Below are 23462 nucleotides of genomic sequence, written 5' to 3'. Positions count from 1 at the left end.
AGAGGCTGTGCGCAGCCGTGTACGGGCCCCCTTGCTGGACCGCGCCTCCTCCCCCGAGGGCCATCTACTCTTCCGCGGCCCGCTCGGAATCTCCATCGAGGCCATCAGTGACCGGCTGGCCGGGCACGACCTGGTCGCCGTGATCGGCGGGGAGGTGTTCCGGTGCCTGGCATGCGAGTTCACACAGTCCCAAACCGCCGACACCACAACAGTCATCGTGGTCCCCACCCAGCCCCAGAAGGCGGCACTCCAGTCGGATGAACGCCAGGCCGAGCGCCACCCCAGGCGTGCCCACCCCGGCTACGACGCGGAAAGTGTGGTGCCTGTGACTGCGTTGAACAGCTGGCGGGCGATATCGAAGCCGAGCCCCTTCCTGGCTCCGGTGGTGAGTGTGTTCGTCATACGTCCAGCGTTCCGCGGCGCCGTGAGGCGACGCACGTCGGCACGCGGAGGGCAGTGCGGGACAGGGACGTCTCGGGCCCGCTGTGAGATGAGCTGCCCGCCCTCGGACAGGGTGAGGCCGAAGGGACGGCACCGTGGACGGGGAGGTCCGCGTACCCGGCGCCGCGGCTCAACCAGCCTCGCCGGTCACTCAGTTGCCCCGGATGCATCCCGATGCTCGGGCTGTCGAGCCGGGCGTTGCGTTGGAGACCGGCCACGCGATGGAGAGCCGTCTTGAATGCGGCGTACGCCTGCCTGCCCAGCACCTTCGCGTGACGCTTCTCGATCTTGCGCGTGATGGAGGCGGCGACCTCCATGTGGAGCGGGCCGAGGCACGGCTTCAAAGTCACTAAACTTGACCGACAGAGCTGTGGCTCAACCCTCTGAAGGAGCGGAACATGAGCGAACACAGCAGTTTTATGGAGCCGATCACCCGCGAGAACGTCGCCGTGGTGCTGGTAGACCACCAGGTGGGCCTGCTGTCCGGCGTCCGGGACATCCCGCTCGGCGAGCTGAAGCACAACGTGGTGGCGCTGGCACGGGGGGCGACCGTGTTGGGCATTCCGCTGGTCGTCACCACCACCGCGGCCGACAGCATGTGGGGGCCGACCGCCGCCGAGTTGGTCCAGGCACTGCCGGCCGGGCAGGAGATCATCGACCGCAGCACGGTCAATGCCTGGCATGACGACCGGGTCCGCGAAGCCATCGAGGCCACCGATCGACAGAAGCTGGTCTTCGCCGGGGTGTCACTCGAAGTATGCGCGGCACTGCCCGCGATCTCCGCGACGGCCGCCGGCTACGGCGCCTACGTCGCCGTGGACGCCTCCGGCACCTTCAGCCAGGCCAAACACGAGGCCGGACTGCTGCGCATGCAGCAGGCGGGCGTCATCATCAGCGACTACGCCACCCTCATGGTCGAGGCCCTGGCCGACAACGCCGCCCCCGACGCCGGCGCCCTCTATGCTGCCCTCGACATGCCGTTCGCCGTCCTGGTCGGCCAGATCTCCGCGGCCTACCTTGCCTAAGGGCTGTCCCGGAGCGGCAACCGTGCCCCTCGGCGCCCGCGCTCCGAGACGGACCCCACCCGTCCGCTCAGGTGCGGTCGCGGTGGTAGGCAGCGAGAAGGAAGAGCCAGATCTCGCTGACCGTCGGGAAGCAGGCGATGGCGTGCCTGAGCCGCTTGAGCGGGAGCTCGCCGGCGACCGCGACGGTCGGCGACGTTCTGGCCGACCGCGCCCGCCCCAGCACGACCACGTCGTAAGGGCTGTCTTCCTGGTTCGCGCGTGCTTCTCGTTGCTCCCTCACGTCCGATCGGGGCTGGCAACACCACACTCCCGGCTCGTGTAACCGCGCCGTACGCGCATGACGTCATGTCTTGGCCGTAGGAGTCACCGACAGCGGCCATCCGTGCGCCCGTTGTGGCCGCACGCACCTCGTGCTCGGCCCCAGACGGCGCCTCCCGCGAAGACCACGACCGTCCAGTACGGGTCAACGCCGTACGCTCCGGCCCTGCACGCACGCAGGGAACGGCCGGTATGGGCGAGGAGGGTCTCGCCGCCCTGGCCGCCCGGGCGGCTGCAGGCCGACCGGCCGAGCCGGAGGAGATTGCCGAGGCGATCGCTTACCCGCGGCGGGGGTTGGCCGCGCAAGCCCCGGTGTGATGGCTAGGACCAAGCGATCTCGCCGTGCCGGGAGACGAAGCGTCCGGAGCCGGCGCCGGGCTTCTCGGTGGCGAGGCGGACGATCGCATCCGTGCCCTCGGTGACGGTCTGCGGGCCGCTGTGGCCAGTGAAGTCCGTGGCGGTGTAGCCGGGGTCGGCGGCATTGATCCGGATGTCCGGCAGAGCCTTGGCGTATTGGGTGGTCAGCATCGTCAGCGCCGCCTTCGAGGCGGTGTACAGCGGCGCGATGACCTCGGATTCGGGCCGCGATGGGTCGTGGGTGAGGGCGAGCGAGCCCATACCGCTGCTGACGTTGACGATGACCGGATCTGGTGACCGGCGAAGCAGCGGCAGGAACGCGGTGGTCACACGTACCGCACCAATAACATTGACGTCGAAGACGCCGAGGGCCTCAGTGCCGGTGAGGTTGCTGGGGTCGCCGACGGGGCCGGGGATGCCGGCGTTGTTGATCAGCACGTCGATCGCGCCCTCGTGCTCGGCGACACCCGCGGCTGCGGCGGCCACCGACGCGTCGTCGCTCACATCGGTCGCGACGAACCGCGCTGCGAGCGCGGCGGCAGCCTCTGCGCCCCGCTCGACGTCGCGGGCGCCGACGATCACGGTGTGGCCGAGATCGCTGAGGCGGCGGGCGGTCTCACGGCCGAGCCCCTTGTTGGCTCCGGTGATGAAGGTAATGGTCATGCATCCATGGTTCAGCCAGCTGCGGGTGCCGGCCAGCTGCCGGGGATGTCGGCGATGAAGTTCTCCGTCAGCATCCCCTGGGCGGCATCGAGGTCGCCGGCTTCCGCACGTCCGCCTCGGCTACGCCCGCTCCTCGACCGCGCGGCAGTCCCTCGACGCCCAGCTCAGAGTTTGCAGCTCCACCCCGGCCTTGATCAGTTCCGATACCACGCCCCAGGAGCCCCTGCTGTGCTTGAGTGCTGTGTGCGTGGCTGCACGACGTGCTGCGCCGCCACGGCGAGAACGTGCGGCGGCGGGTCGCGGTCCGCTGTCGGGGCAAGGACGCCGCGGATCAGCGTGAGTGCGGATGGTCGCCATCGTGACGGTGGTCATGGCCCTCGGGACGTTGCGCCAGGGCCTTCGTGCGTGCGGTGACCTCGTCCGCCGACACGGCGCGCAGGTCGACGAGCACGTCCTCCGCCGAGCACCGGCCACGGATAGCACGAGCACAGCGTGCAGACCACCACGTTGTGGGTGCTCGCGGTGTTCTCCACGACAACGATGTACTCACCCTGCTGCCCCGAGAAGCCCAGCTCCTTGATGGCGGCAGTGCCGTCTTCGAGCAGCCGCCGCCGGTACTCCGGGTCGGTCCGCGCCTTGGCAACGACCTTGGCCCCGTTGAGCGGTCCCACGCCGGTCTCGTAGGTGGTGATGATCCCGTTCATCAACTTCGGGTCGATCAGGCCGCGCTCGGTGAGCAGTTGCTCGAGCGCCTCGGTACGCAGGGCCGCGGGAAGCCTCTCGCCCGGTACTGCAACGGGCAGGGGCGAGCCGCGTAAGCCGGGCCGTTCGACACCCGGCTCAGCCACTCCAGGTCAGGGCGCCGCCCTGGACCGGCTTCCTCGTCAAGGGACAAGTCACCTGTCGACAGCTTCGGGAGTCACTGCGTACGAGTGGGTGCAGGGAACGCTCCACGGGCCCCGGGCGGGGTCGTTCTCCCCGCCCGGGCGCCCGGGGCGTACGAGCCGTCAGGGCCTGGGCCGCGGTGCCGCAAATGCTGCCGCCTTCGTAGGCGTACAACTCTCTACGGTTTGAGATCGGGCGAGGAATCCCCCGTCGACGGCGAGATGCGCACCGGTGATGCAGGAGGCGTCACCGGAGGGGCAGGAACGCGACCGCGATGGTTGGCTGAGGCGAACCGCCAGGGGGTGTGAACGGGCATTCCGGTTCTATTGATCTTTGACTTCGTCCCGTTCGGCACGTAATTTTCCGATATGCGGCTGGTCGCCTAGAACTCGAAGAACCTCAAACTCATTTCGGAGAAGGTAGTCAATGGGCTCTCAAGGCCAGAAGGTCGCGGTCATCACCGGCGCATCGCAGGGCATCGGCGCCGGTCTGGTCGATGCCTACCGACAGCTCGGATACGCCGTCGTCGCCACCTCGCGCTCGATCGCCCCCGCCGACGACGCCGGTATCGTGACCGTTCAGGGCGACATCTCCGACTCCGCCACCGCCGATCGCGTGATCGCAGCAGGCATCGAACGGTTCGGCCGTATCGACACCCTGGTCAACAACGCGGGACTCTTCGTCGCCAAGCCGTTCACCGACTACACGCAGGAGGACTTCGCCTCCGCGACCGGCGTGAACCTGACCGGGTTCTTCCGTGTCACCCAGCTGGCCATCTCGCACATGCTCGCCCAGGGCGGCGGCCACATCGTCAACATCACCACCAGCCTGGTCGACAACGCCGACTCCAACGTCCCCTCGGTGCTGGCTTCGCTGACCAAGGGCGGCCTGCAATCCGCCACCAAGTCCCTCGCCATCGAGTACGCCACCCGTGGCATCCGCACCAACGCCGTCTCCCCGGGGACCATCAAGACCCCCATGCACCCTGCGGAGACCCACCAGGCTCTCGCCGCGCTGCACCCGGTCGGCCGGATGGGCGAGGTGCGCGACATCGTCGACGCGGTGATCTACCTGGAGAACGCCCCCTTCGTCACCGGCGAGATCCTCCACGTCGACGGCGGTATGAGCGCCGGCCACTGACGCCGCAGGCAGCAGACGGGGACCACCACTGACGGTCGCTTCGCCGAGGTCGTCTGCGCGTGGCCCGACAGGCTCGTACGCGCCCCCAGCCGGCCTGACCGTTGGTGCCGCGCTGCTGTCGGATCGCCGCTGCGCGGCCGGCGATGGTGGGAGTGCCAATGCCGTTGATGCGTTCGGCGAGAACATCGGGGTGCATCGATTGTTTGGTCCGGCGGTTGGGGAACAGCCACCGGGAGGCCTGGTTGGCCGCGGTGTTCATATTGTCCCGGCCTTCGTTTCAGCGGTACAGCAGTTCCGCGAGCGGTTCGGGCACTGGGGACGGCGGTTTCGCAGAGGCGGGGATATGTCAGGTCGTCGCTGCCGCGCAGGTCGCCGAGGGTGAGGGGAACGACTCGGGTGAGGGGTTGGGCATCGAGTGGAACGACGCGCCCGCGGCCCGGGCGCGAGCGGCGGGCCGGGTGCCGGCAGTGCATGTCGACCCCAGCCGGCATCAAGCACACGTCCGGCCCTGACCGAAGAGCCGGCGACGGAGGCCTCCGGAACGGCCGCCACCACGATCGTGTACGGCGTACCGCTGTCGGGAGCCCGAGCGCCGCACGCCATGAACCGGGCGGCAGTGGCGGCATGGGGACAGGACGTGGCCCCCACGGACGCGACCGCAATCTTCCCGCCGGGAACCGTGCCGGGGTCCAGCGACAGTGGCAGCCTGTCCAAGGACGCGTACCAGCAGGCTGGCATTTCGTACATCGACGCCAACGGCCAGGAGACCAATACCGCCGAGCCCGGAGGCGGCATCACCACCACCGAGTACGACGAGTAAGGGCACCCCGTCGCCGAACTCTCGGCGGGCAACCGGGCTCTCCCTGCACCACCATCGACAACGGATCGTGTGCGGGAAGTCCTGAATGGGCGGGGCTCCTGTGCCGGACGGAACCCGCGGCTGCCATCACCGACGGCAGCGCCAACCCGAACGCACTCGCCACCACTGTGTACACCTACAACCGTTGGGGAGGACAGGCAACCCGGACCGAGTCGGTCAACTCGGTCACCCGCAAGACCACGATCGAATACGACAAGGCGGGCGCTTCGCAACCGGCCGGACGTGGGGCGCGGCCGGGAACACGGGTTCACCGGGAGGCTCGTGAAACCGGCCCACCCGGGCCGGTGCTGGCCCCGGAGCCGCCGCAGATCGAGCCGTGAGCAGCCCACGCGGGGGTGTACGGCCGGGAGTCACCGGCCGCACACCCCCGCTTCGGTGAGGTGAAAGGCTTCGACGGCGACCGCCGGCCCTCCCCCGAGCTGCCGCCGAAGCGCTGAATCCACAGGCCCGGGCGTGCCGGCCCGGGCTGATGAGTGTTGTCCAAGCCCTGCGCAGGGAGATGCCGGCAAGGCCGCGCACCACTGCACGGTGGTCGACACTGATGGGGCGGAGGTGCTGTCGCACCGGGTGCCCAACAACGAGCCCGAGCTGCTGAAACTGACAGGCGATGTGCTGGCATTGACCGCTGCCAGCTCGGTGACCTGGGCGGTCGACGTGCTGCCGTCGCCGCTCGGTGGCCCCTGTTCCTGGGCCTCGAAGAGGCTGACGGCGAAGGCTGCGGGAGCGCCGCGATGAGGCGGCGCAGCCGAGCGTCGTCGGCGGTTGCCGCGGGCGGAGAGTTCCGCGGGTCGGCCGATGTCGGCGGCAGCACCGTCAATGTGACAAGGCTGCTCCGCCGGGAGGATGGCAGGACGGTCCATTGGGGGACCTCCGAGCAGATCGAGCGGGTCAGACGCCTGGGCGGGACCAGTGCTCCTGCCAGGGAGAATCGTTACGCTGCTCCGGCAGACTGGTGACGGGCACATTCCCGGACGGTATGACCTGCGCCAAGCTGTGCTGAATCCGCTCAGCCTCGCCGCGTACCTGCGCGGGGACATCGCCGCGTTCTGCGAGAAGGCGGCAGTAGATCGGGGTCTCCTGGAACACTGGCGATGCCTGCTTTCTGGTGCGGGGTGTGGGCGGCGCGCCGCCGCCTTCTGGTGGTGACTGACGCGGACGTCGTCAGAGGTAACGGTCTACAGCTGGAGGGTCGAGGACGAAATGAATCATCAGCCCGGTGAAGACGACCTGGTGCACCGGGGGGAGATCGCCGGCGGGCCCGTAGTGGCCGCCGAAGTTCGAGGCCCTGCGGCGGGACGGCAGCTGCTTCGTACTGACCGCGCACCCCTTCCTGTCTGGCAGACCGTCACGTCCTGCCGGTCTGGAAGAACTGATCGACCGCATGATGGCGGCCGAGGGCGCCTGGCTTTCCTCCCTGGAGAAGATCGCCCGTCGCTGTAGCGGAAGGCCTTCGGCACCGTCGCCGCCTCGGCGGTGGGCATCGGTACCCTGACGGTCCTGGCCGTGCTCGGCGGGCTGGGCATCGTTGCCGCCATGATCTTCTTCATCGCGGCCGCCATCCTAACCTCGGGCGCGCCGTCCCCCTTCCCCACCAGCACGCCCTGGCCCGGCTGCGAGAGTGCTACCACCGTGACCGGAACGCGGTATCCGCCTGCGGCTCATCCGCTGCGCAACCCCCGGTTCCCTGGTATCCGGCACGGGGCGGCCGCCGGGGTATGGAGGACTGCAACCCGGCGGCCTGCTTCGTCATGGCATCTCTGTGGCGTACACGCCGTGGCAGTTGAACCACACCGTGCCCGCGTCGAGGCGGTGAGCCAGCCTGTTCCCGGCCGCCGGGTCGCGGCTCCACACGGAGGCCGCCAGTCCGAAGGGGACATCGTTGGCCAGTTGGATCGCCTCGTTCTCCTCGATGCAGGGCTGGACGGTGAGAACCGGGCCGAAGACCTCGTGCTGCACGATCAGGTCGTGCTGCCGCACTCCGGCCACGACGGTCGGTTCGAAGTAGCAGCCGGGGCCGGGGGCGGGGGCACCTCCGGTGACCACAGTGGCGTGTCCCGGCAGTTCGGTGAGGTAGGAGTTGACCCGGGACAGGTGGGCCCGGTTGTTCAGCGGACCGACCTCGACGCTCGCGGCGCGTTCCGCGAGCAGCGTCACGAACCTGTCGTATGCCTCGGCGGCGACCAGTACCCGACAGGCGGCGGTGCAATCCTGCCCCGCGTTGTATAGGGCCGCTGCGACGATGCCATCGGCCGCCTCGGCCAGGTCGGCGTCGGCCAGAACGATGGCCGGGGCGTCACCGCCGAGTTCCAGATGCAGCCGCTTGATCCCGGCGAACCCGGCCGCGTCGGTGACCTCCGCGCCGGCACGGGTGCTGCCGGTGAGGGAGACCAGGGAGACGGGCGGGTTGGCTACCAGTGCGCGGCCGGTGTCCCGATCTCCGCATACAACGTTGACGACACCTCGCGGCAGCACCCTGTCGCAGATCTCGCTCAGCAGGAGGGCGCTCATCGGGGTGGTCTCGGCGGGTTTGAGAACCACGGTGTTCCCCGCGGCCGGCGCCGGGGCAAGCTTGTCGACTGCCGAGGCCAGCGGATGGTTCCAGGGCACGATCAGGGCACAGACCCCCACCGGCTCGCGGATCACCATTGAGGTGTGACCCGTCACGTACTCCCCTGCCCTCGGCCCATGTGCGGCCCGCGCGGCACCGGCCAAGAAGCGGATCTCGTCGACAGCGGCAGCGGCGATCCACTCGCCGATGACAGTGGTGGGCAACGCGGGCGTACTGCGGGGTATGTCGGGAAAGACACTCGTCTCCGCCGTCACCACGGGCCGACCCGCCTGGCCCCAGGTCGCGGGGGCACCCTTCTGGCAGAACCTGGCCACCGATCCCGGGCTCGCGGCCTCCTTCGACACGGCCATGTCGGGGCACGCCGACGACTGGGGCGGCGACGACTGCGTCCGGCTGCTGCGCCGGTACGCCGAGGCCGTCGCCGACCGCGGTGCCGTCCTCGTGGTCGATCGAATGGTGGACGACTCCGCCAAGGCCAACTTTCGGTTAGTCAAAGGGACTTGGCAATGCTCCTCCTGCTGGGAAGCAAGGAGCGCACCGCGGAGGAGTTCCGGATGCTCGGCAAAGCGGCAAGGCTCGGGCTGCGCCGTCCCCCTGTGGCCGCGTCCCATGAGGGGTTGTACCTCCTGGAGTTCGGCAGGGACGAAGAGGCCGACGGTGATCACGGCCCCGCGCGGTCACCACTCCCCGCCCATGCCCGCCACCTCACCGCTCTTTGCCGCTCACCGCCGGTGCCCCCGCTCCGTCCGCGCACCGCGTTCGCCCGCGGCGGCGCCCGCCTCCGCCTCCCCGGGCCCGGCACACGCGTACGGGACGTTCAACCCCGGCGGGGCCGACCGCACGGCCCACCACACGCCCCCGAGTGCGATTCCCACCAAGACGGCGGCCACCGCCGGGAGGAGGCCGGCATCGACGACCACCAGGGCGCCCCCCAGACCTCCGCCGACCGCCGCTCCGACGTACGCGGAGCTGCTGTGCAGGGCCATTGCCTGGGTGGCGCCCTCGGGGCCCACCCTGTCGACCATCAGGGCCCGGATGGCCGGGGGTACGGCCCAGGCCGCCACCGACCACCACACCAGCAGGGCGGCGACGAGCACGAACGGGACCGGACGGGACACCCACAGCCCACAGAACGCGGCCATCCCCACGCAGAAGAGCCCGCCCGCCGCGACGAGGGCACGCAGCGATCCGAACTGATCGACGAAGCGTCCCGCCAGGCGCGTCCCGACGAGGCCACCCGCACCGGAGAGCACCAGCAGGAGCGCCAACTGCCTGCGGGTCACGGAGGCGAGGTCGGCCAGGAAGGGCGCAAGGTACGTCTGGAAGGCGAGGTTGCCCGCAACGGTCACCACCGTGACACAGAGGACGACAAGGACGGCGCGGTTCAGGACGGGGCGCAGCAACTCCCGTACGCCTGCAATTGGTTCGGCCGCAGCGGGGATACGGGGCACGGTCACGATGGCCAGCAGCAGCGTTGCCGCTCCCAGCGCCCCGGCGAACACGAAGGTCGCCTGCCAACCGACGGCGTCACCGATGTACGTACCGGCGGGGACGCCGATCAGCACCGCGCCGGCCAGTCCGGTCATGACCGTGGCGAGATAACGACCACGCCGGTCGGGCGGAGCCCCAGCGGTGGCTGCGGCGAGGGCGGCGGGCATGACGACGGCCGCGGCGAGCGCCGCGGAGACGCGCAGGCCCATCAGTGCCGGGAAGGAGGTGACGAGCGGAACCACGAGGTTGGTGGCGGCGAACACGACGAGCGCGCCGCACAACGCCCGCTTGCGGTCGATCCGCGCGAGCAGCAGTGCCCAAGCAGGGGCGGCCAGGGCGTAGACGAGGGAGTACACGGTCACCAGCTGCCCGGCAGCTCCCTCGCCGACATGCAGGTCACGGGCGAGGTCGGGGAGGACTCCGATGATGACGAAGTCGTCGGTCTGCACCGCGAAGGCGGCGAGCATCAACGTACGGAGCCAGAAGGGCGTTTGACGTAATGGCACACTCACCAAGTAAAGGTAACAGACGTTTCCCTTACGAGGTGTGAAGCCGGATATGAAACAGTGGCCGCACGCCGAGGGGGCCTGGGGACGCCCCGGAGTCCGCCGAGAGAGGAGGGCCGACGCCGTGCCCAGACCGGTCGACCCGGACCGCCGCCGCGAGGTACTCGACGCCGTGATCGGGTATCTCGCCCACACCGGCATCAACCAGTTCACCCTGCGCGGCATCGCCGCGGCACTGGGCCGGAGCACCCGCGTCCTCACACACCACTTCGCGGACAAACGAGAGCTTCTCCTCGCCGTCATGCGGCGCCTGGACGAACAGCAGCACGACGCGCTACAAACGACCGAGGGATGGGAGGACCCCGACGTACCGGTCAGCGCCGTCGTACGATCCGCCTGGGAGCGCAACCTGGGCGAGACCGAACTGCCCATGACACGGCTGATCCGCGAGATCGAAGGACTCGCTGCTGCAGGCCGGCTGCCCGCGGCGGTACCGGACTTCGTACGGGGAAGGGCCGAGTTCGTGACCTCGTGCCTGACGCTGCGCGGCGTACCCGAGCGGTCGGCGCTGATCACGGCGACGATGCTGAACGCCACGTTCGCCGGTCTCCAGGCGGACTACCTCACCACGGGCGACGCCGAGCGAGCACAGGGCGCACTGGACGAACTGTGCCACTGGCTGGACGCGGCGGTGGAGGCGAGTGCGCAGGCGCGACAAGGGGACATCGCGACACGCGCACGACGCCGCCCCTGAACGGGCAGCGGCACGCCCGTCGGGGCCTCTGCCCCCCATCCGAGGCTGAGCCGGCTTTGCCTGGTCGTTGACCAACTCCGCGGTGAGTCGGCGGTTGAGCTGACCCGTCGGAGACGTTCGGTGTGGGCTGTGCCGCGTACTGGCTGGCGCCGCTACCGAGGGGCTCTACTGGGCCACCGCCAGGGCGGCCGGGAGATCCAGGACGGTGATGCTGGGCAGCGCGGCAAGATGCTCCGCTGTGCCGGGCGCAGTCGACTGCGACCAGCGCGCACGCCGTCGCGGCTCACGCCGTCCCTCCTTGCCTCACGCTGCCAGGTGGAGGGCAGGGCCCGGCAAAAGCTACAGCGACAGGGAGCGGCACATGGCGCACGAGGTACGGACTGGCCACCAGGGCCCTGCTGCACCGCCCTGCCGTACGTCTCCCCCACCCCTCCGAAGCAGAGCATCCCTCATAGCAACCGCTTCCCCCCTTCTCCCGGCGGCCGCGCCTGACCGGCGCCACCGCCGCGGGAGCCGAACGGATCGACGCCGACGGTCCGACGGGCACCCCACTCACACCCGGTTGCGACTCGTAGAGGGGAACTCGACATGGAGGCCCACTCTGCAGGCTCGCCCCTCACCGGAGAGCCGGGCTGCACACCGGGCCTGTCGACCGAGATCCGGACCATTCCCGGACCAACAATCCGCCACCTGGCCCAAGTAGAGCCATTTCCGCTGGTCAGCCACACGTAGGACGTGTACCACCAGCAGACGAAGAACCTGTTGGTGTCGTACTCACCGAAGCGACTGGGCTTCTTCCAGAGCCTCAAGTCGGTTGCCTGGAGGCACCTTGCGCTCCAGGCAACCCGAACCGGCCGTTACCCTCCGTCATGCACAAGCTGTCTCACGCCAACTCTCGCCGGCGTCGTCCTGGTCACCCAGTCCTCCGCGTCGGTGGAGCCGGGCTCTTCTCAGGCCGGCTCCCCGTAAAGGATCACCTCCGCGATCCCCGCGACGCTCTGCGCGCCCCCGCCGCTGACCTGGGTGACGGTGATGCGTATCTGGCGCACGTTCGGTGCCGTGAAGAGCTCCGGGAGGGTGTACTGGCCGCTTCGGGTCAGGCCGGAGAGTGCCGTGTCCCAGGTGCTGCCGTCCGTCGAGGTCTGCAGGTCGAAGGTGTACCAGCTGCTGTCCTTGCCCCAGTGGATGCGCACTCCGGCGAGGTCGTGGGCGGCGGTCAGTTCCGCGGTGAGTGTCTGAGGGAGCGCCAGGGAGGCGGCGCTCCAGCCGGTGCCGAAGGTGATGTCGCCGTCGAAGGCCTTGTCGGGTTCGAAGCCGGTGGCGGCGCTGGACGCGGTGACTGTCCCGATCTGGTCGCGGGCGATCTTCGGCCCCGGGTCGGTCGGGGGGACGCCGCCGCTGCCGCCGGGCGGGACCGCGCGGAACTCTCCGATGGACGGCCACCAGTCACCGGCGCCGAGGATGTCGACGCGTACATACCGTGTCGTCACCTGCACCTGGTGGACGGCTGTGGTGACCGCCGTGGTGTTGTCGTTGGCGTCGACGGTCGTCGTCCAGGTCGCGCTGTCGTCGGACGTCAGGATCCGGTACTGGTACGCGGTCTCGTCGGTCTCCCACCGGATCTGGAACTGCTCGACCTCGGCCGACGCCCCGAGGTCGACCTGCCACCAGGCCGGGTCGGGCCCGTCCCCCACCCACTTGGACTCCGCCGCGTCGTCCACCGCGTCGGCCGGTGCGTGTCCTGACTGGGCGGTGGAGGCGGTCGCCTCCTTGAACAGGGCCAGGTTTTGGGCGCCTTGGCTCTCCAGTGTGGAGATGTTCTTCCAGGTGGGGTGGGTGCCGTCGGCGACATGGGTGCCGGTGTACGGCTCGGTTCGCACGGTGTACTGGCCGCTGTCGAGGCCGGTCGAGGTCGCGGTGAGGGTGAGGGAGCCGGCTGCGGTGCCGGTGGCGATCAGGGCGTAGCCGATGCCGCCCCGGGCCTTCTGCGTCTGGGCCGCGATCCGGGGAATGCTCTCGCCGATCAGCGTGCCGGTTCCGGTCACCTCGATGGCGAGGGTGGCGGAGGAGTCGGTGACGAGGGTGCCGTCGGCATCGACGACCTTGATGTACACGGGGATCAGGTCGGAGCCGTCGGCGACGGGCCGGATCCGGTCGAGCAGTCCGGCGGCCATGCGCAGGCCCGCGGCCTCCTTCGCCGACAGGGTGCGGCCGCGCTGCGCACCGGCCAGATCGACGAGCTTCTCCGCCTGTCCAGGTTCGACCCGGTCCAGCAGCTTGCGTGCCGCCTTCTTCCCGTCCTGCGAGCTGTCGCCCAGGGCGAAGGCCAGCAGGTCGATAAGCGTGGCCCGGCCACCCGCGTCGTCGGCGACGACCTCCAAGCGGTGTGCTGCGCCAGGGGTGTTGACGTGGTGGGTAGCGGCGAGTGCGTCGCCCAGGTATCCCTCGGCGCTGAGCTCTCCGGCGGCAAACTGCGGCAGGGTGAACGTGTAGTATGGACTGCCGCCCTTGGCCGCCACGTTCGGCGCGGTCGCGGCATTGTCGGCGCGGGTCTGTTCGCCGACGAGCCGACCGTTCTGATACAGCCGGACCCGGTCGGTATTACTGAAGACCCGCACCTTCTTCTCGGAGTCGGCGGTGTGCGCACTGGCGACGAAGACCATCGGTCCACCGTGGTTCGGGTTCGTGGCCGGCTGCATGGACTTGAGCCAGTGATAACAGTACTTGGGGTACCGGTCGATATCGACGGCGCCGGACTTCTGGTAGGTGTCGTTGGTGCCGTAGTCCTCGAAAACCCACAGAAAATAGCCGCCGATCCGGCTGCTGGCGTCGAGGCCGCCCCAGTCCCAATAGCCGTTGCCGTTCAAGTAGCGCTGCCGGGTGACGACTTGGTCCACCATCGCGCTCTCGCCGGACGCCCGGTCGGTGCGGCTGGGATCCTCCCAGTCGCCCCATTCGCGGGTGAGGAAGGGCACGTTGGGCGCGGGATCCGAGCCGTCGGTGTTGACGACCTTGTAGTCGACGTCGTACTCGCAGCCCCAGATCCCGTAGTCGGCGGAGGTGAACATCTGATCGCCCGGCATCTCGGCGTGCGCGACAAAGTCGGCCTCCTTGGCCCACCACCGCGGGTAGGCGGTCTCGTTGAGAGAGGTCTCCCAAAGGATCAACGAAGGACGGTTGCGGTCGCGCCGGATCATCGTGGCGATGTCGCGGTAGGTGCGGGAGACGAAGGTCTGGTCACCGTTCCAGTACTGCCAGCCCGGCTCGCAGGCCACGACGAGGAGGCCGAGTTCGTCGCAGGCGTCGAGGAAGGCGGGGTCGTGCGGGTAGTGCGCTGTCCGTACGGCGTTGAACCCGCCGAGCTTCAGGCGCAGCGCCTCGCGGTACTTCAGCGAGGCCGGGGCGGCGTCGCCGATGTAGGCGTAGTTCTGGTGGCAGTTGGCACCGCGCAGGTACAGCCGCTCATCGTTGAGATAAAACCCGTCCGCCTTGAAGTCGATCCGTCGTACGCCGGTCCGTGTGGTGACCGTGTCGACGAGGCGATCTCCGACGAAGACCTGGCTGACCAGCCGGTACAGGTACGGGGAGTCGGGATGCCACAGGTGTGGCCGGGCCACGCTCAGCACCTGGGTGAACGCGCGGCCGTCCTTCCCTGAGACCGTGCCGGTGTCCGTGGCCTGTGCGACGGCCGTGCCCTGGGCGTCGTACAGAACCATGGAGAGTCTGATCCGGGCGGCGTCGGCCGTCTCGTTCACCACATGCGTCTTGACCTGGGCCGTCGCCCGGAGCTTGGTCGCTTTCGGGTACGTGACGAAGACGCCGCCCCCGGCGACCAGGTCCTCCTGCAGCGGGTCGGAGATGTGCACCGAGTCCGTCACCCGGAGCGTGACGCCTCGGTAGATCCCGCCGAAGGTGAGGAAGCCGAGCTGATTGCGGGGTTTGCCGGGTGGGGTGAGCGGGTCGTCGAGGTTCGACACGCGGATGGCGAGGACGTTGTCGCCGTCGAAGCGGACCTTGCCGGTGATGTCCACGGCGAAGCCCATGTAGCCGCCCTGGTGCTCAGCGACCTTCTCGCCGTTCAGGTAGACGACGCAGTCGGTCTGGACGCCGTCGAAGACCACGGTCAGCCGCCGGCCTTCGTCCTGCGGATCGACGCGGAAGTACCGCCGGTACCAGCCGATTCCCGCGAACACGTCGTACACCGAGGGGTGTTTGCGCTCCAGCCGCATCGTGTGCGGCAGCGACACCGCGGCCCACTGCGCGTCGTCGAATCCGGGCTGCTGGGCGCCGAAGGCATCGTCCCGCCAGAAGGCCCAGCCGGTGTTGAAGTTCAGCACCCGACGCCCGCCCTGCCCAGCCGCCGTCCCGGCGTCCGGCGCGGCGGCGGCCCACCCGACGGGCATCAGCGCGGCGCCCACACCGGCCAGGCCGGCGGCGAGCACGCCCCGGCGTCTCACGCCGTTCATGGTGTCGTTCACGGTCTCCTCCTCCGATTCGTGGTTCGGCGACGAGTGAGGCGTGGTGGGACGACGGCGGGACCGTGCATGCCGTCGTCGCACCACGTCGACCGGGTCAGGCGCAGGTACGGGTTCGCGCGCGCCCGGCCCAGCTACGGCAGCGTCCAGCGCTGATACGCCTTGGTGCCGTCGCAGTCCTGGATCACCAGCTGCTGCGTCACGTCGGATCCGGGCACTGCGAGGCACCGCCCGGACTGCTGGCCCTGGAGCGTGCCGTCGGCCTGGGGCACCCACTGCTGGTTGCCGCCGCCGTTGCACTCCCACAGTTCGACCGGGGATCCGTTGTCGGTGCCCGCACCGGTGACGTCCAGGCATTTGCCGGTCGAACTGCCCAGGCGTAGCTGTCCGTTGCCCCACCACCACTGCTGCCCGGCGCTGCCGTCGCAGTCGCCCGCCAGGGCCCGGGTGCCGTCGGCGTAGGCGCCGTTCTCCGCTTCGAGGCAGGTGCCGGTCAGACCCGAGGTGACGGGGCCGACGTGCTGCGGCGAGAGTGCGCCCGGGGTGAGGGCGAAGTTGTCGAACTGCTGGGTCTGATAGCCCGTCACTCCGAGCCCGGCCTGGCCGCTGCTCAGGGAGTAGTCGGTGACGCTGCCGAGCTCCTTGCCGTCGACGGAGGCGGTCAACTTCGTGTCTTGCAAGGTGAAGGCGAGGGTGTGCCACTTGTTCGGGCCGAGGGTGTTCGTCCGCCCCCCGGCGAGCCGGGTGAACTTCCACGTGGTGTCGCTCTTGTCGATCGACCAGGCGCCGTTGTTGCTCACGCGGAAGTGGTACGCGTTCAGGCCGTTGTTGTTGCGGCCCTGCTGACCGACCCGGCCGAGGATTTCCACCGTGCCCTTCTCGCTGAGCAGGGCGTCCGCGGTGATGGTGTAGTTGGTCCAGGATCCGTCGCCCATGATCGAGTACGGCGCGTTGTAGGGCTCGTCCGTCCACCGGATCGGGCTGGTGGGCGCCATCTGACGCAGACAGGCCCCGGAACGGCCGCCGCCGCACGCCGTGGTCTCGAAGGCACCGTTCATGTCGGTGAAATACCGGGGGCTCTTGGAGGCGGCCGGCTTGTCGAAGTCGTCGGAGTATGGCAGCTGCAGCGCGGCCTTGGCCGGGGAGGTCGCGGTGCCCTTGCCCTGGCCGATGGTGGTCGTGAGGGTGTAGACGTGGCCGGGCTTGAGGGTCAGCGAGTACGAGCCATCCGAGGGCGTGATGTCCGCGCCCTGCACGAAGTCGTCGTCCGTACCGGCCGAGGCGACATCCGTGGACCAGACATGAACCGTTCCGGTCGAAAGACCGCCCCGGACGGTGAGGTTCACCGTCTGGTCCGCGGCGGCGTCCATCGTTTCGATGACCGTGGAGTAGTCGGAGCCACTGGGCGACTTCAGCGTCACGTAGCTGCCGTTGGAACGGTCACCGCCCAGATAGCCGCTCGCCGAGTCGATATAGCTCCAGCCGGGACGGGTGAACTGCGCGGTCTGCGCGGTCACCCAGGTCGTCGCGCCGATGTGGTACGCGCCGGACCAGGGCTGGTTGGCGATCGACATGCCGTCCGTGGAGAAGGAGAGGTTCGGGTAGAGCGCGGCGATCACCGGCCAGTTGACGAACGCGGTCATCCTTCCGTCGATGTAGTCGCGGTTGATGCCCCGGGCCACGGCTTTGGCTCCGCCGTCGGTGTCGAGGGACCCGTTCTCGCTGGCCCACAGCGGCTTGTCCATGGACTGGGCCACATCGCTGGAGGGGCAGGAGGTGAAGGCGCTCTGGTAGCCGCAGGGGTAGTGCGACCCGATGACGTCGACGGCGTCCTTGAAGTCGTTGTCCTTGGCCATCGCGTCGGCGACGTCCCAGCCGAAGCTCTCGGCCGCGACGACCTTGGTGCGGTAACCCTTCGCCACGAGTGTCGACTTGAGCTTCTTGAACCAGTCGGCGTCCCAGCCCCGCTCGTTCCAGCCACCCACGTAGTCGATGGTCAGCCTGTGCTGCTTGGCGCAGCCGAACCAGGACATCAGGTAGTCGATCATGTCCTGCGACCAGAAGTTCCCGTTGCCGATCCATCCCGGCGCTCCCCAGGACAGCGCCTGCAGCTTGATGTGGGGGTTGCGGGCCTTCGCCTGCTCGGCGAGCCACCACTCGTAGCCACTATTGCAGTCCACCTTGTCGCGGGTGTGCATATGGCTGGGCTCGGCGCCGTCGGTGGAGTTGGTGTCGCCGCCCACTTCCAGCTTCAGGAACTGCAGGGACGCGCCGTAGCCGGGCTTGAAGAGGTAGTCGAGGATCCGGCTGCGCTGGGGCTCGGGATAGTCGATCAGCAGCCGCGAGTTCCCGCCGCCACCGCTGATCGCGCCGATGCCGTCGAAAGTGCGGCCGGGCTGCGTGCCGTCGACGGTGACGGCCGTGCTGGTGGCCGCATGGGCGCGCGGTGCGCCCCAGCCCGTCACAGCACCGAGGAGCAGTGCCAGGAGCGCGGCGAGCAACGCTGGTCTCCACTTGCTTGTCCAGGTCATGTCGACTCCGAGATGGATGGGGAGTGCGCGATCGTTCCGAAAGACACCGACTGCGATGTTCGGTTGTGGTGGATTACTGGAGGCACGGAGACACCATCCGCACCCGGGTCGGGCTACGAATCATCGGAGCTCGACCCCGTTGAGTTCTATCCCTGCCACTCAGGTGACGCCATGGAGGAATGTCGAGCGACCTTGGACTTCTGCCCGCCGCGTCGCCAACTCGCTGGAGATCACGGTCATTTGGTGAAAGTGCGCGTGGACCCAGCGCTGCGCGCGGCGTCCGCGATCGACGGCGCCAACGAGTGGCAGACCTTCCGCCACGTCGTCTTCCCGACACTGAAGCCGACGAACATCATCGTCCTCGTCGTCACCATCATCGAGTCGCTGCGCGCCTTCGACCTGGTCTTCGTCTTCAACGGCGGGACGGACGGCACCGAGCTCCTCTCCATCCTGGTCACCGACAACATCATCGGCGATTCGAGCCGGATCGGGTACGGCCCCGCCATCGCGGTCGTCCTGCTGGCCATCTCGCTCGCCGTCATCGTCCCGTACCTGGCGAGCACCTTCCGAAAGGAGCGCAGGTCATGACCGCCACCAGTCCCTCCCTCCGTTCCTCGCGGCCACGGCGCCGGCTTGGCTCGCACCGCTGCTGTGGGCGCTCTACTCGGCGCTGCGGCCCTATGCGGAGACGAGCACCAAGGGGTACGTGTCCTGGCCGGACAAGCTCAGCCTCGACAACTTCACCGACGCGTTCACCCAGTCCGGCATGGCGCACTACTTCGGCAACACGCTGCTGATCGCCGTACCCGCAGTGCTGCTCACCCTGTTCGCGTCGTCGTGCGTCGCGTTCTACGTCAGCCGCTTCGACTTCCGCCTCAACCTCACACTGTTGCTCGTCTTCACCGCCGGCAACCTGCTCCCCCAGCAAGTCGTCATCACCCCGCTGTACCGGCTCTACCTGCTGATCGACCTGCCCGGCATCACGGCATCGGGCAAGCTGTACGACTCCGCGCTCGGCCTCGTCCTCATCCACGTCGCCTTCCAGTCGGGCTTCTGCATCTTCGTCCTCAGCAACTACATGTTGATGCTGCCGCACGAACTGACCGAGGCCGCGCTCGTGGACGGCGCCTCGGTGTGGCGCCTGCACTGGCAGACCGTCCTGCCGCTGTGCCGCCCGGCCATGGCGGCACTGGCCACGCTGCTCTCCGTCTGGATCTACAACGACTTCTTCTGGGCGATCGTCCTGGTGGCCACCGGCGAGAACATGCCGATCACCTCGGCGCTGCAGAACATCTCAGGCCAGTACTTCACCGACCCCAACCTGATTGCCGCTGGTGCGCTGCTCACCGCGGTCCCGACGCTGCTGGTCCACTTCGCCCTTCAGCGCCAGTTCGTCAGCGGTCTGACGCTGGGGGCCAACAAGGGACGAGGGACCACCGCGTCCACATGCTCAACGGTGATTCGGGAGACCAGATGGTTCAGCATCGGCACGACCGAGATCCGGGCCAGGAGCGGACCAACCCCGCTTTGTGTCTGGCGATTTCACACATTGCTGCAGGCCAGGGGCAGGAAAGGCCGTGTACCACCAGCAGACGAAGAACCTCCTCGTGTCGTACTCGCCGAAATAGCCGGGCTGCTTCCAGACGGAGATAAGGGCACCTGGCCAGGGCAGATGCCTGCCAGGCGCCCTCCTCCGCCCCGTCTACCACCGCATGTCGAAATCAGGCCTGCTCCCGGCCCTGCGCGCACTCGGCCCGGTCGACCCCGGAGACCGGACTTCATGTCCAGAGCTGTTCGCCGAGAGCCCCGGCGGGTGTGGCACCGGGCAGGACGTAGGCCACGGCCGAGGCCCGGTGTCGGAGGAAGGCGGTGAGGGCGTCGCGGGCGGCCAGGCGGTTCTGGACGCGGGTGAACTGGGCGGGGTCGCGCATGAAGGCGCAGAAGAGAAGGCCGCGGTCGGTCGGGCCGTCGTCGTAGCTGTAGCTGCGACGGAGCATACGGGCGCCGCCGTCGAAGCGGGGGCTGGCGAGACGTACGTGGGCGGTGGCGGGGATGACGTAGGAACCGTCGGGATTCTTGGCGTAGATGTCCGGCTCGTCACGCTCGGCGGTGCCGCTGAGGGGGACGCCGTCGCGCGCACGGCGGCCGATCACCTGGTCGCGCCGGCCCTCGGGGAGGGCCGCGAAGCCGGTGACGTCCATGTGGATCCGGCGGTAGACCAGAACGGTGCCGTTCCGGTGGGCCCCGGGCGGGCCCCAGACCCACTGCTCGGCCGCCGTGCGACCGGGGTTGGCGGTGCCGTCCTTGGAGCCGAACAAGTTGCGAGGGGTGGCGCCCGGGGCCGTGTGGGGCAGGAATCCCGACTGGGTCCAGCGCGGTACGGCTCCGGCGGCGTGCGCGGCCCCGCCGACGAGTTCGGCAACGACGGTGAGGGTCCAGCGGTCGGCTGCGCACAGTTGGACCAGGACATCGCCGTCGCTGCGATGCGGGTCGAGGCGGTCGCCGGGAAAGGACGGCAACTCGCAGAGAGAAGCCGGGACATTGAGGCCGAGGCGGGCGGCGAGGGCGGGGCCGATGCCGACCAGGGAGGTGAGCCGGGTCGCGCCGCCGCTCTGGAGCCGCGGGTCCGGCGGCGCGTCGGAGGCTGCGGTGGCGAGCGTGCGGGTCAGGGCGCCGAGGACGTTGCGCAGGGTCTTCCGGTCGGTGGCGGCAGAGGTCTGCGGGAGGTCGATGGAGAGCAGGTGCGTCGCCGGTTGCTGAGGCGCCGCAACACCCGACTGCCGGGCGCCGTGGAAGGGGATCGCGGCCTCGGCCGACGGGGCGCCGGCCGTGGCACGGCCAACTGTCCGGTCACCTCTCGCCAGTTCGTCGGCCGCCGCGCCGATCCCGGCGGCGAGCACCGCTCCGCCGGCGAGCAGTGCCCGACGCCGCCCGAAACCGGTTGCCGCGGGTCGGGACGGATCCTGCGCATTTCCCTGTTCGGTGGGCATACGCCTATTGGAGACGATAAAACAACTGCCATGCAAATCCTGTCTACAGAAGACCTGTTGACGCGTTCGGCAGTCCCTGCGGCGGTGCTCCGGGCGGCGCTGCGTCTGTCGGTTCTCGTCGTCCTGGCCGCGATGGCGGCTGCCGGGTGCTCCGCAACGGAGTCGAAGCCCGCCGATGCGCGGCACCCGGCCGGGAGCGTGCTGCGTGTTCCTCAGGACTTCCCCTCGGTGCAGCAGGCGGTGGACGCCGCTCGTGAGGGCGAGACGGTGCTGATCGGCCCGGGCGTGTACCGGGAGAGCGTACGCGTCACCAGGCCCCGCGTGGTGCTGCGCGGAACGGACCGCAACAAGGTGGTCTTCGACGGCGGTGTGCGTCTGGCCAACGGCATTACCGTGACCGGTGCCGGCTCGGTGGTCGAGAACCTCACCGTGCACGGCTACCTCGCCAACGGCGTGCTGTTCACCGGCGTCACCGACGAGCGGTTGCAACAGCGCGGCGCCGGAGGCTCCGCCTACGACCCGCTGGACACCGCCCGCTTCCCTCCCGTCCGGGGCTTCCGCGCGACCCGGGTCACGGCGTACAACAACGGTCTGTACGGCATCTACGCCTTTGATGCCCGCAGCGGCGTGATCGAGGACTCCTACGCTTCCGGGCACGCCGACTCGGGCATCTACGTCGGCCAGTGCAAGCCCTGCGAAACCGTCGTCCGCGGCAACACCGTGGAGCGCAACGCGGTCGGCATCGAGCTGACCAATGCCTCGGACAGCCTGTCGGTGCTGGGCAACCGCGTCGCCCACAACCGGGTCGGCGTCACGGTCAATTCCAATGATCTGGAGGCCCTCGCCCCGCAGCACGGCGCGGTGATCGCGGGCAACGTGGTCGCCGACAACAACGCCGCCGACACGCCCCAGCAGGCGGACGGGGGCTTCGGCATCGGCATCGGCATCGGCGGCGGCACCGGAAACCGCGTCCAGCGCAACCTGGTCCAGGGCAACCGGGCGGCCGGCGTGGTTGTCACCGACCCGCTGGGGCATCCGGCGAGCGGCAATCGCGTCGAGGGGAATCGCGCCACCGGCAACGGCACCGACCTCGTGCTGGCCTCGGCCGACCCCGGCAACTGTTTCGCGGGCAATCGCCCCGCCACCCAGAGCCCGGACGACCTGGAGGGTCGCGCGGGCTGCGGCACCCGGGGCCGGGGCGCGCTGCCCACCGGCCGGACGGCGCCGGTGCAGGCACCGCCCGGCGTCCCGTTCAGCCAGGTGCCGGCCCCGCCCGCCCAGCCATCCATGCCGGACCCGGCGGCCCCGGGCCGCCCGGCAACCGGCCTGCCGGGGGCCGTCGACGCGGCCGCCTACCCGCTCCCGAAGGACGCGGGGGCCATGCCGCACTCGCGCTGAGCACGGTGCTCCGGTGGACTCGGCCCCGTTCACCGTGCCGCCCCGAAGGGTGAGTTGAGGATGTTCGTCGGCAGCCGCGGGAGTGGGAGCGCATGGGCACGGAGATGTCAGCCGGTGGCCCACGGCACCTCGGGGAGCTTCGCGCGGCCGTCGCGCCCCGAAAACTCCATGGTGGTCGGGGTCCCCAGGCCCGGCATCCGCATCGTCACCCGCCGCAGGCCGCCGTCACCGTCGACCCAGTACGTCAGCGGCGACCGTCCACCGTCGGACCCCGCACCGGGCGTGGCGCCCTGGGCGCGCGGCCCGGCGAACCGGTCGTAACTGCGGCCGTCGATGCGATCACGCTCCAGCCAGCGGGCTCCGGACTGTGCGAGCAGCAGCGGGTTGTCGGGGCGGTCCGCGCCGAGCTCGATCAGCAACTTGAGCCCGGCGTCAAGGGGATCAGTCGTGTAGGAGCGCGCTGACCAGCCCGAGCGCGGGATGCGCTCGGCCTGCTGCCAGGGTGGGCTGTTGTCGCCCTCCGGCGCGGGAGCCAGGCCGAGGCCGCCGGTGTCCCAGACGATCAGACCGTGGTCGAGCTGCCCGGCGGCCGGCCCGGAGGCTCCGGCGGATTTGGAGGATCCGGAGGCCCCGGTGACCTGGTAGCTCCCCACGGCCCGGTGGGTTCGGTAGTCCACGACTCCCCTGACCCGCACCACCACTCCGCCGCCCTCGGTGGCGGTGAGAGCCACCGCCACCGGACTGGCCTGGTACAGATTCAGCCGTGACAGCGCCAGCCTGGACGCCTCCTCCATCGTCACCGGCCGCTCGGTGGCGGTGTCGTCGGAGAGGGTCCGGTAGGCGGCCAGGCCGCCCGCTGCTGCGCCGCACGCCGCGATCGCGATCAGTGTTCTGAACCAGAGGGTCCGACGCGGCGTACGGCCGTCGGTCTTCCTCTTCCGAGCCATGCAGTCGCCTTCTCTCGTGGTCGGTCACGCAGGAGGGCGGGTTCGCGAACCTGGTCCGCGAACCCGCCCAATCCGGCCCGGAGGGTTACCGG

The 23462-nt window shown here is 69.5% G+C and carries 17 protein-coding genes and 2 pseudogenes; 9 read left to right on the top strand and 10 right to left on the bottom strand.

What is annotated here, in order from left to right; translation table 11 throughout:
* The first annotated feature begins 839 nt into the window (after positions 1 to 839).
* Positions 840 to 1466 carry an isochorismatase family protein gene (locus tag ACF08M_RS08230; protein ID WP_392184423.1) on the top strand — a complete coding sequence of 209 codons (627 nt, stop codon included), beginning with the start codon at positions 840 to 842 and terminating at the stop codon, positions 1464 to 1466.
* 67 nt (positions 1467 to 1533) lie between these two features.
* On the opposite strand, the gene ACF08M_RS08225 is transcribed toward ACF08M_RS08230, so the two are convergent.
* The gene (locus ACF08M_RS08225; protein ID WP_392184422.1) at positions 1534 to 1746 is read right to left on the bottom strand and encodes a hypothetical protein; all 213 of its coding nucleotides are present in this window, start codon (positions 1744 to 1746) and stop codon (positions 1534 to 1536) included.
* A gap of 113 nt (positions 1747 to 1859) precedes the next feature.
* Here ACF08M_RS08225 and ACF08M_RS08220 point away from each other — a divergent pair, with 113 nt between their 5' ends.
* Positions 1860 to 2102, top strand: coding sequence for an SDR family oxidoreductase (locus ACF08M_RS08220; protein ID WP_392184421.1), 243 nt, complete (start codon positions 1860 to 1862; stop codon positions 2100 to 2102).
* 3 nt (positions 2103 to 2105) lie between these two features.
* On the opposite strand, the gene ACF08M_RS08215 is transcribed toward ACF08M_RS08220, so the two are convergent.
* Both ACF08M_RS08215 and ACF08M_RS08210 read right to left on the bottom strand, forming a co-directional pair.
* A complete protein-coding gene (locus ACF08M_RS08215; RefSeq protein WP_392184420.1) occupies positions 2106 to 2804 on the bottom strand; it encodes an SDR family NAD(P)-dependent oxidoreductase in 699 nt (232 codons plus the stop codon).
* 368 nt (positions 2805 to 3172) lie between these two features.
* Entirely contained in the window at positions 3173 to 3652 is a 480-nt protein-coding gene (locus ACF08M_RS08210; protein WP_392184419.1) for a nitrile hydratase subunit alpha, read from the bottom strand.
* 463 nt (positions 3653 to 4115) lie between these two features.
* Here ACF08M_RS08210 and ACF08M_RS08205 point away from each other — a divergent pair, with 463 nt between their 5' ends.
* The 3 genes from ACF08M_RS08205 (at position 4116) to ACF08M_RS08195 (ending at position 6444) form a co-directional block, all read left to right on the top strand.
* Positions 4116 to 4829 (top strand): SDR family NAD(P)-dependent oxidoreductase, encoded by a 714-nt coding sequence (locus tag ACF08M_RS08205; RefSeq protein ID WP_392184418.1) that lies wholly within the window; start codon positions 4116 to 4118, stop codon positions 4827 to 4829.
* Positions 4830 to 5466: 637 nt separating this feature from the next.
* Positions 5467 to 5649, top strand: coding sequence for a hypothetical protein (locus ACF08M_RS08200; protein WP_392184417.1), 183 nt, complete (start codon positions 5467 to 5469; stop codon positions 5647 to 5649).
* A gap of 513 nt (positions 5650 to 6162) precedes the next feature.
* On the top strand, positions 6163 to 6444 hold the full coding sequence (locus tag ACF08M_RS08195; RefSeq protein WP_392184416.1) for a transposase: 282 nt from the start codon (positions 6163 to 6165) through the stop codon (positions 6442 to 6444).
* Positions 6445 to 6597: 153 nt separating this feature from the next.
* Here ACF08M_RS08195 and ACF08M_RS08190 read toward each other — a convergent pair whose 3' ends face one another.
* The 3 genes from ACF08M_RS08190 to ACF08M_RS08180 form a co-directional block, all read right to left on the bottom strand.
* Complete coding sequence (locus ACF08M_RS08190) at positions 6598 to 6795, bottom strand: hypothetical protein (protein WP_392184415.1); 198 nt, start codon at positions 6793 to 6795, stop codon at positions 6598 to 6600.
* Between the two features lie 660 nt (positions 6796 to 7455).
* Complete coding sequence (locus ACF08M_RS08185) at positions 7456 to 8628, bottom strand: aldehyde dehydrogenase family protein (protein ID WP_392184414.1); 1173 nt, start codon at positions 8626 to 8628, stop codon at positions 7456 to 7458.
* A gap of 372 nt (positions 8629 to 9000) precedes the next feature.
* A complete protein-coding gene (locus ACF08M_RS08180; protein WP_392184413.1) occupies positions 9001 to 10281 on the bottom strand; it encodes an MFS transporter in 1281 nt (426 codons plus the stop codon).
* 118 nt (positions 10282 to 10399) lie between these two features.
* On the opposite strand from ACF08M_RS08180, the gene ACF08M_RS08175 reads away from it, so the two are divergent.
* The gene (locus tag ACF08M_RS08175) at positions 10400 to 11029 is read left to right on the top strand and encodes a TetR/AcrR family transcriptional regulator (RefSeq protein WP_392184412.1); all 630 of its coding nucleotides are present in this window, start codon (positions 10400 to 10402) and stop codon (positions 11027 to 11029) included.
* Positions 11030 to 11979: 950 nt separating this feature from the next.
* Here ACF08M_RS08175 and ACF08M_RS08170 read toward each other — a convergent pair.
* Both ACF08M_RS08170 and ACF08M_RS08165 read right to left on the bottom strand, forming a co-directional pair.
* Positions 11980 to 15507 (bottom strand): discoidin domain-containing protein, encoded by a 3528-nt coding sequence (locus ACF08M_RS08170; RefSeq protein WP_392184411.1) that lies wholly within the window; start codon positions 15505 to 15507, stop codon positions 11980 to 11982.
* A 131-nt stretch (positions 15508 to 15638) separates the two neighbouring features.
* Positions 15639 to 18035, bottom strand: coding sequence for a ricin-type beta-trefoil lectin domain protein (locus ACF08M_RS08165; RefSeq protein WP_392184410.1), 2397 nt, complete (start codon positions 18033 to 18035; stop codon positions 15639 to 15641).
* Positions 18036 to 18290: 255 nt separating this feature from the next.
* On the opposite strand from ACF08M_RS08165, the pseudogene ACF08M_RS08160 reads away from it, so the two are divergent.
* Together ACF08M_RS08160 and ACF08M_RS08155 are read left to right on the top strand one after the other, a co-directional pair.
* Positions 18291 to 18623: pseudogene (locus ACF08M_RS08160) on the top strand (carbohydrate ABC transporter permease); the annotation flags it as partial.
* Positions 18511 to 19461, top strand: a pseudogene (locus ACF08M_RS08155) (carbohydrate ABC transporter permease); the annotation flags it as partial. The pseudogenes ACF08M_RS08160 and ACF08M_RS08155, both read left to right, overlap by 113 nt.
* A gap of 352 nt (positions 19462 to 19813) precedes the next feature.
* On the opposite strand, the gene ACF08M_RS08150 reads toward ACF08M_RS08155, so the two are convergent.
* A complete protein-coding gene (locus ACF08M_RS08150; protein WP_392184409.1) occupies positions 19814 to 21025 on the bottom strand; it encodes a Dyp-type peroxidase in 1212 nt (403 codons plus the stop codon).
* Positions 21026 to 21082: 57 nt separating this feature from the next.
* On the opposite strand from ACF08M_RS08150, the gene ACF08M_RS08145 reads away from it, so the two are divergent.
* Positions 21083 to 22423: a right-handed parallel beta-helix repeat-containing protein gene (locus ACF08M_RS08145; protein WP_392184408.1), complete on the top strand. Its 1341-nt coding sequence runs from the start codon at positions 21083 to 21085 to the stop codon at positions 22421 to 22423.
* 107 nt (positions 22424 to 22530) lie between these two features.
* On the opposite strand, the gene ACF08M_RS08140 is transcribed toward ACF08M_RS08145, so the two are convergent.
* Complete coding sequence (locus ACF08M_RS08140) at positions 22531 to 23370, bottom strand: hypothetical protein (protein WP_392184407.1); 840 nt, start codon at positions 23368 to 23370, stop codon at positions 22531 to 22533.
* Positions 23371 to 23462: the final 92 nt, after the last annotated feature.

The organism is Streptomyces sp. NPDC015032, from assembly GCF_043080425.1.
In the GTDB taxonomy this organism is placed as follows: Bacteria; Actinomycetota; Actinomycetes; order Streptomycetales; family Streptomycetaceae; genus Streptomyces.
This window is presented reverse-complemented; position numbering and strand designations above follow the sequence as displayed.

Excerpts from the sequence above, each read along its gene's own strand:
- ACF08M_RS08165 (WP_392184410.1), bottom strand. The coding sequence starts at position 18,035 with ATGACCTGGACAAGCAAGTGGAGACCAGCGTTGCTCGCCGCGCTCCTG.
- ACF08M_RS08205 (WP_392184418.1), top strand. The coding sequence starts at position 4,116 with ATGGGCTCTCAAGGCCAGAAGGTCGCGGTCATCACCGGCGCATCGCAG.
- ACF08M_RS08140 (WP_392184407.1), bottom strand. The coding sequence starts at position 23,370 with ATGGCTCGGAAGAGGAAGACCGACGGCCGTACGCCGCGTCGGACCCTC.
- ACF08M_RS08230 (WP_392184423.1), top strand. The coding sequence starts at position 840 with ATGAGCGAACACAGCAGTTTTATGGAGCCGATCACCCGCGAGAACGTC.
- ACF08M_RS08150 (WP_392184409.1), bottom strand. The coding sequence starts at position 21,025 with ATGCCCACCGAACAGGGAAATGCGCAGGATCCGTCCCGACCCGCGGCA.
- ACF08M_RS08185 (WP_392184414.1), bottom strand. The coding sequence starts at position 8,628 with ATGGCCGTGTCGAAGGAGGCCGCGAGCCCGGGATCGGTGGCCAGGTTC.
- ACF08M_RS08215 (WP_392184420.1), bottom strand. The coding sequence starts at position 2,804 with ATGACCATTACCTTCATCACCGGAGCCAACAAGGGGCTCGGCCGTGAG.